This is a genomic window from Thorsellia anophelis DSM 18579, assembly GCF_900111395.1.
In the GTDB taxonomy this organism is placed as follows: domain Bacteria; phylum Pseudomonadota; class Gammaproteobacteria; order Enterobacterales; family Thorselliaceae; genus Thorsellia; species Thorsellia anophelis.
In genome coordinates this window covers 1-4,829 of sequence record NZ_FOHV01000058.1, presented here as the reverse complement: position 1 = coordinate 4,829, position 4,829 = coordinate 1, and the positions used below count along the sequence as shown (strand labels likewise).

Here is a 4,829-nt window from a genome sequence, read left to right as displayed (position 1 = left end):
CATCTAAGGTTCGGCCCAGCACATCATCGTTCAGATGTTCACTATAGATCCCAGGCGAAATCAGCAAATCGATAGGCTTATCAGAGAAATATTCAGGAACTAAATAGAGGGCTTGAGAATGAAATCCGAGTGCATTAAGCAACATCGCTGCAACTGCTTGACCATGACTGACATGGCATGGTTTAGTTTTAGGGATGACATGATCAATGTAGTCAATTAACCCAACCTGTTTAATAAAACCAGCAATCAATCCTAAATGCCCATAATCATATACGTCTACATTATCGAAATTCATAATCACCATCCAAAAAGTCATAATTGATCACTTTTTGATAACAATGTCAATAACTTAAATTAAAAATGTGATGTAAATCACAAAAAAAACATGTTAATTAATCATTTTTTGAACAGCGGAATGTAAGATTAACAATGGAATTGAAATCAAAACAATTGCCAAAGGCTCTGATAAAATTGTATTCGCTTGAAAGCCAAACAACAATACTACAGTTGCAAGCAACCCCATTATGGAAAATGGTTTAACACGCCGATTAAAACCTACTAGTCCAGCCTGATTACCTGATGCATCAAAATGTTTGCGTGTTAAATACCCAAAAACTAATGGAGTCAAGACATATAATAGGACTGAGATGAGCAAGGTATCCCAAGGCACAGTAATATTAGAAATTCCCAATAAAAATCCAGCTATTGGAGCAAAAGCAAATAGCATCACCAAGTTATTCACTGAAACTTGCACCAGCGTATAGTTAGCATCGCCTTTAGTCAACTGGCTCCAAACAAATACCATAGCGGTGCAAGGTGCAACACCAAGTAAGATCATTCCTGCAATGTATTCATTAGCAGATTGAGGATCTACCCAATTTGCAAAAAAGACTTTAAAAAAAAGCCATCCTAAAAATGCCATTGAAAATGGCTTAATTAACCAATTTATCACTAAAGTTAAAATCAGTCCTTTGGGTTTTTTACCAACATCTTTGATAGCAGAAAAATCTATTTGCACCATCATAGGGTAAATCATTAACCAAATAAGCACTGCCACAATCAAATTGACATGCGCATACTCAATACTAGCAAGAAAGACAAAACTAGCTGGAGAAACAACTCCAAGCCCAATGCCAATTAAAATTGCAAAGCCAACCCACACGCTAAGATACCGCTCAAACAATCCCATAACCAATTTCCTTTTAATATGCTAAACTTATGTATAACTGACTAATAATTGTCTTTATACATTAATAGATGAAACTAATATAAATCAACACACTTTAATTCCCTCAAGCATACACTTAATCAACTTAAAGATTACGTTGGTTAACGCGCTCCATTAGCTCTCGAGCGCTTTCGACACGCTCTGAATATCTATCAGCGAGAACATCAGAAGATCCTTTTAACAAGAGCGTAATTTTCACTAGTTCTTCCATCACATCAACAATGCGATTGTAGTATGAAGAAGGTTTCATTCTCCCCTTGTCGTCAAACTCTAAAAATGCTTTTGGCACAGAGGATTGATTTGGAATAGTAAACATACGCATCCAACGACCGAGAATTCTCATTTGGTTGACAGCATTGAAAGATTGAGAGCCTCCACTAACTTGCATCACAGCTAAAGTTTTGCCTTGGGTTGGTCTTACTGCCCCTATACTCAAAGGAATCCAGTCAATTTGACTTTTAAAAATACTTGTCATTGAACCATGGCGTTCAGGGGAACACCATACTTGACCATCTGACCACATCATAAGCTCTCTAAGTTCTACTACCTTAGGATGTGAATCATCTGCAGAATCTACTTGGGGCAAACCTAAGGGGCAGAAAATTTTCGTTTGCACTCCCATGTATTGCAATAATCGTGAACACTCTTCAATGACTAGACGACTGTATGAGCGTTCACGCAGTGAACCATATAAAAGTAATATTTTAAGTGGCTCATTCATGTTATTTGGCAGAACTAAGTTGGGTTGTTTGAAATGTTCTTCAATTAGATTAGGAAGTGCTATAGTCATAATTTGCTACTCGTTATTTGTAACTGGTTGTAGTTATTGATGTAAATAATTTAACACGTTATCGTTCTTTCAAGTGGTAAACATTCTGGTAAGCCTGGTATATCTGAATGAGCTAAAACAGATAAAACCTTTACTGCATAATCAGGCAGGGTTTTGTCTAGTGTGTAATAGACCCATTGACCCCGTCTCTGCGATGTCAATATGTTACACTTACGCAAATCAGATAAATAGCGTGATACTTTCGGCTGGCTTAAACAAAGAATTTGCATCAAATCACAAACGCACAGTTCTGAATGTTTTAAAATTAATAGCACGCATCTCAAGCGGTATGGATCTGATAAACATTTAAAAAACTCACTTGATGTGCCGATATCAGTTGCTTTTTCCACTACAATATCTCCGTCTAAACTTTATTTATCTGATGCGTCTACTAAAATTAAATCTCTACATCAGAGCTCTGTTAAAAAACAGTATATATGTAATTTATTGCATATGCAATAAATTACATATATACATGAAAAAATCGTATTAGTGGCTTAGCCTTAAGCGATAAGTGTTATCACTAGACAACACAATTGACGTTAGGATATTTAGAAAACCGCATTTGAGTAAAAAATTTAAATGAAGGCTGATAGGCATTACAGTGATCGGTAGAGGTAAACGAGGACTTAACAACTTTAGGCGTAATGCTATTAAAAACTTACTACTGGAATAGAACTACATAAAAGCTCTTCTACATTTTTGCCTATGTGATTTATGGATATTTAACCCTATTATGTGGTATGTAAATGATTATAGTTGACTAGGACTTATGATGAAAAATCAATATATTTAATAGGCACCTGATGAGTTAGCCACACACCATTTTCTGATTGGTAAAATTCATACCCATTCTCATGCATTAACTTTGAATGAATTTTAAGCACGATTGCCTTACCATATCTGTTGCCAACTGAGGCTGCTGTTGTGGTATCTGAGGATAAATGAACATGATGACGCCCTTTAGGATCTAATCCTTCAATTTTGATTGACTCTAAAAAGCGAACTGCTGTTCCATGGTAGAGATATTCGGGGGGAGTTAATGCCTTGAACTTAATTTGTACCTGAGAAGTTGAATGGCCTTGGGCAGCTCATATTTTTCTCTTACATTCAGAAAGCGTCAAACGTTTTTTATCACTTGTTGAAACCACCTGCTCAATCAGACCCAAGTCTAATTTTGTACCATTAATACCAGCCTGGTAAATCAAATTTTCTATCTCTACCCAACCTTCACTATCCAGGTTAATTCCAATTGCCTCCGGTTGATGCCTCAATACGAAGCTTAAAAATTTACTGACTTTATCTAATGATTGACTCATTTTGTGTTTTCCTGAAGAAGTAAGTTTACGGGTAATTAAAAGAGAATCATATCAGATTTCCAATCACGATGACTTAACTGAGCAAAGTAAAAGTAATATGTGTATCAAGATCAAATAAGAAGCGCTAATATCTTTAGCAAAACAGTATTGACTGCTACTAAGAGTAAATTAAATGACACTTTAGGTCAACAGGATGACTTGATTATAGATAAGCTACGCGATTAGTCAGTGGCTACGGTCATTAATAAAGGTGAATCATAAATGGCAACTGGCGCTATGACTTTTTCGTTAACAGGGAAGTGATTACCATAAATTTCTTTTACTTTTTTAGCTACAATTGGATGAGAAACATCGTAGCTACCAAAATTATCTAATGTTGCTAACTTGATATCTAGAGCATCATGATACATCTTCCAAACCAGTTCTGAACAGTAAATTTTTTGATCTGACCATTCAAAGCGAATATCGTATGGCTTACCTATGTAGGTTTGAGCTGCATCATTTAATTGTTTTTTATCCAAAGTTGTTAGTGGAGTGTTTAGTCGTTTAACCACATACTTTCCTTTGTTTCCGCGTTTAATCCACTTATCTAATGGCGTATATTTAACGGGATTGACCGCTTCAAAGACATACGGTTGACCTTCTTTAAAAAGCACAATCCCCATATGGCTATAGGGAGAGTGTGTCACCGCCTGTATCGCGGCACTTAAATTGGAATTAGATGTATGAAATATGATATCGCCCTCTTCTGGTATGTATTTAGCATATACTTGTTGTGTAGTCAGTAAAAAACCAGCAAAACAGCTAAGTAAGATGAGTATACGGCGCATTAGAGCTCCTAAGATAATTGAGTTAAACCAGAGGGAATAAAATATGACTAATTGGGTGCTGTTTTTCCATGGTACCAAAGAAAATAGAACTTCAGCTCAAGCAATGCTGTTAAGCATTAGGCTGACTTGATGCCCTGCTAAAGCAAGGGAATTCCTACTGCGCACCTTCAATTACATAAAAAATATCTAAAAAGTTCACAGAAGCCCAAAAAACGACGGCGCTGACACCAAAGAATTCTCAAAGTTAAATCAATTATACATTTATCCATAACATTTATTCTGAGAGCTTTGCAAATCTGGTTAATAATCATTCAAATTTCGTTTATTTTTTGAGCTGCATGTGATATAATATTTTAAATCATATTCTTAGGAGCGTTATATGTGGAAAAATATTCAACCTAGACTGCAGTTCAAACAAACTAACGTTAAGCAACACAAAGCATTTGAAGAGTTTGATGAAATAAATGCTTTGATTGACTGGGATCAAATAATAATCATACTTAATAAGCTCTTAGAGCAAAAGCCTAACCGATTAGGTGCCGCTTCTTATGCGCCGATAATGATGTTTAAAGTTATTTTATTACAGTCTTGGCATAATCTTAGTGATGTTAAGATGGAAAACA

6 protein-coding genes and 1 pseudogene are annotated in these 4,829 nt (G+C 35.7%); 1 reads left to right on the top strand and 6 read right to left on the bottom strand.

All coding sequences use genetic code 11. The features are described from left to right. The 6 genes and pseudogenes from BMW37_RS14765 to BMW37_RS14740 form a co-directional block, all read right to left on the bottom strand. On the bottom strand, nt 1-295 hold a 295-nt coding region (locus BMW37_RS14765; RefSeq protein WP_177168706.1), incomplete at its 3' end, for a DUF4277 domain-containing protein. 93 nt (nt 296-388) lie between these two features. Continuing rightward, complete coding sequence (gene arsB, locus BMW37_RS14760; RefSeq protein WP_093322759.1) at nt 389-1,189, bottom strand: ACR3 family arsenite efflux transporter; 801 nt, start codon at nt 1,187-1,189, stop codon at nt 389-391. Between the two features lie 124 nt (nt 1,190-1,313). Continuing rightward, nucleotides 1,314-2,018 carry an arsenical resistance protein ArsH gene (gene arsH, locus BMW37_RS14755; protein ID WP_093322756.1) on the bottom strand — a complete coding sequence of 235 codons (705 nt, stop codon included), beginning with the start codon at nt 2,016-2,018 and terminating at the stop codon, nt 1,314-1,316. Nucleotides 2,019-2,068: 50 nt separating this feature from the next. Continuing rightward, on the bottom strand, nt 2,069-2,407 hold the full coding sequence (locus BMW37_RS14750; protein WP_218139551.1) for an ArsR/SmtB family transcription factor: 339 nt from the start codon (nt 2,405-2,407) through the stop codon (nt 2,069-2,071). 420 nt (nt 2,408-2,827) lie between these two features. Beyond that, nucleotides 2,828-3,376: pseudogene (locus BMW37_RS14745) on the bottom strand (RNA 2'-phosphotransferase). A gap of 221 nt (nt 3,377-3,597) precedes the next feature. Next, nucleotides 3,598-4,206 (bottom strand): YiiX family permuted papain-like enzyme, encoded by a 609-nt coding sequence (locus BMW37_RS14740; protein WP_093322754.1) that lies wholly within the window; start codon nt 4,204-4,206, stop codon nt 3,598-3,600. 379 nt (nt 4,207-4,585) lie between these two features. Between BMW37_RS14740 and BMW37_RS14735 the strand changes: the two genes are divergently transcribed. After that, on the top strand, nt 4,586-4,829 hold a 244-nt coding region (locus tag BMW37_RS14735), incomplete at its 3' end, for a transposase (RefSeq protein ID WP_143047699.1).